Source organism: Dietzia sp. 179-F 9C3 NHS, from assembly GCF_045369825.1.
In the GTDB taxonomy this organism is placed as follows: domain Bacteria; phylum Actinomycetota; class Actinomycetes; order Mycobacteriales; family Mycobacteriaceae; genus Dietzia.
Genome location: NZ_JBIQES010000034.1, coordinates 1 through 2650 on the forward strand (window position 1 = coordinate 1; position 2650 = coordinate 2650).

Annotated in this window: 2 protein-coding genes; both read right to left on the reverse strand. The window is 69.4% G+C overall.

The features are described 5' to 3' along the window. Positions 1–124: 124 nt before the first annotated feature. The gene (istB, locus tag ACH0BZ_RS16300) at positions 125–922 is read right to left on the reverse strand and encodes an IS21-like element helper ATPase IstB (protein ID WP_061917874.1); all 798 of its coding nucleotides are present in this window, start codon (positions 920–922) and stop codon (positions 125–127) included. After that, positions 919–2460: an IS21 family transposase gene (istA, locus tag ACH0BZ_RS16305; protein WP_259852513.1), complete on the reverse strand. Its 1542-nt coding sequence runs from the start codon at positions 2458–2460 to the stop codon at positions 919–921. Before istA ends, istB begins: the two co-directional genes overlap by 4 nt. Positions 2461–2650 lie beyond the last annotated feature (190 nt).

The window sequence follows — 2650 nt, forward strand, 5'->3', positions numbered from 1 at the left end:
TGTCAAGGGCCAGTGAGTTCTGCCCAGGGGCGGTCTTGAGACCTGCCCGGTGACGGTCACCAGATCTGCCCGGAGATGGCCATGGGATCTGCCCAGGGGCTGGCCATCTCGGGTCCTCGGGTTGTCAGGCCAAGGGCTTCACCCCCTGGCCTGCGAGTGCTTGGGAGAGGCGGACGGAGTCGCCGCTGGTCTGGCAGACGTGGGCGTGGTGCAGGAGCCGGTCCACTGTCGCGGTGGCGATGGTCTTGGGCATGAGTTCGTCGAAGCCGGCCGGGTGCAGGTTCGAGCTGATCGCGATGGCTCGTTTTTCGTAGGCGGCGTCCACCAGGCGGTAAAGCCCTTCAGCGGCGTCGGTGGCCACCGGCAGCAGTCCGATGTCGTCGACGATGATCAGGTCGGCGCGCAGGATCTTGGCGATGGCCTTGGTGACGGTGTCGTCGGCGCGGTGACTGCGCAGGAGAACGCCGAGGTCTTCCAGGGTGAACCAGGAGACCTTCAGTCCCTCCTCGACCGCCTGCTGCCCGAGGGCCTCGAGCAGGAACGTCTTGCCGGTCCCAGAGGGCCCGCAGACGACGAGGTTCTCCTTGCGGTGCACCCACTCCAGCGTCCGCAACGCCTGTTGAGTCGGTGCTGGAATCGAGGAGACGGACTCGTCCCACGCGTCGAACGTCTTGCCAGTGGGAAACCCGGCGGCAGCGCGTCGAGTGGCCAGCGAGGCCCGGTCGCGGCCGCTGGCCTCCTCAGCCAACAGCGCACGCAGCACCTCGGCCGGGTCCCAGCGTTGGGCTTTGGCGGTGGCGATCACCTCGGGCGCGTGGCGGCGAATGTGCGGCAGTCTCAGGCGCCGCAACACGGCATCCAGGTCTGCGGGCAGCGGCGGACTGGCCGGCACACCCAGCGCCGGAACCTCGGTGGCGGTCATCGGTCTACCTCCTCAGAATCGGCGGCCACCGGTGATTGCCCGCCGAGGGCGGCCCATCCGGAAGTGCCCTGGGTCAGCGACCGGTCCTCACCCGCTGTGTGGGCTTGGCCGGCACCGCCGGAGGCGGCGTGGTGGTTCAGGATCGACGGCAGATCGGCCTCGGCGAACCGGCTGTGCAGCGCCGCGTGACCGAGCGCCCAGTCGACCTCGCCCGGGTCGAACAGTTTGGCCAGGGCGACGGCCTCGGCCATCTTCACCCGCATCCTGGCCGTGCCCGCGGCGGCGGCCTCGGTCAGCCACAGTCGGGCCCCGTCGCCGAGGGCCAGGAAGGCCGCCTCCGCGGCGTTGCGGGCCTTGGGTTGGCGGTGCAGGGCCCCGGCCGGGGCGTCCGGGAAGTGCGCATCGGCAAGTCGTGGGCTGCCCGGGGTGGCCCGCGGGTGGCGGGCCACCTCCACCGGCCCATCCGCTCCGACGTGCACCACGACGATCTGCTCGCCGGCGCCGGCACCATAGGCGCGGACCCACACGGTCTGACCGAGCAGCGTGTGCGGCACCGAGTACTGTCCGGATTCAAACGTCACCATCGGCGAGTTCACCGGCACCTGCCGGGTCGCCCCCAGCGCCACCGTGTATGCCTCGGTCGGCACGGTGTGCAGGCGGGCCCGTTCCTGGGCGAGCATCTCCGCTGGCGCTCGCCGAGTGACGCGGTGCTCCCGGTCGTTGATCTGCTCGCACCACTGCTCGCAGGCCTCCTCCAGCTCAGCGAACGAGGAGTACTCGCCGCGCAGGTTCGTCTCCTTGGGCACCAGGTCGGCTTTGGCGACCTTGACCGTGGACTCGCTACCACCCTTGGAAGCCGGATCCGCGGGCTCGCACGTGAGCACCGTGACCCCATAGTGGCGGGCGAACGCCACCACCTGCGGGTTGCGCACCGCCATCCCGGCCACGTGCTCAACGGTGACGGTCTTCTCGTTGTCGGTCAGCACATACGTCGGCGCCCCGCCCAGGCGGCGCAACGTCACATCCAGGGCAGCGAACACACTCGGGGCCGTCTTGTCGCGGATCGGCAGGACCACCCGGAACCGTGACCACGCCAGCCACGCGCAAAACAGCACGGTCTTGACCCCGTCGATCACCGGACCGTCACCGAAGTCGTACTGCAACCACAGGCCCGGCTCGGTCACCCAGGGCCGGTGCACCCGCGCATGGCCCACGCGGTAGGACTTCTTCACCGCCGCCACCGCCCGACGCGTGGTGCGCTCCGAGCCGGTGAACCCCACCGCGAGCAGCTTGTCGTGGACCACGTCCGCGCGGATCTTGCCGCCGGAGCGCTCCACCCATTCCTCGACCTTCGGCATGAACTCGTCCATCAACTGCGGACGGGCCGCCGGCTTGTCGGTCAACCGGCCCGCATCACGAGCAGTCACATAGCGGGCAACGGTGTGGTGCGAGACCCCGGCGAGCTCGCCGGCATCCCGATACGACCCTGTCAGATCAAACGCTTCGAGAATTTCCATGATCTCCTCGGCAGACTTCATGTTGTCCCTCCTCGGGGCGATGGGCGCTTCAGCACCGCTATCGCACCCGAGGAGGGGCCCCGAACCGCCCAAGCGGGCCGGGAAACAATGTCGTGTCGGGCAGATCCCATGACCGCCAGCGGGCAACTCTCACGTCCGCCAGCGGGCACCTTCGTGACCGCCTACGGGCAGTCTCTCGTGTCCGTCGTCA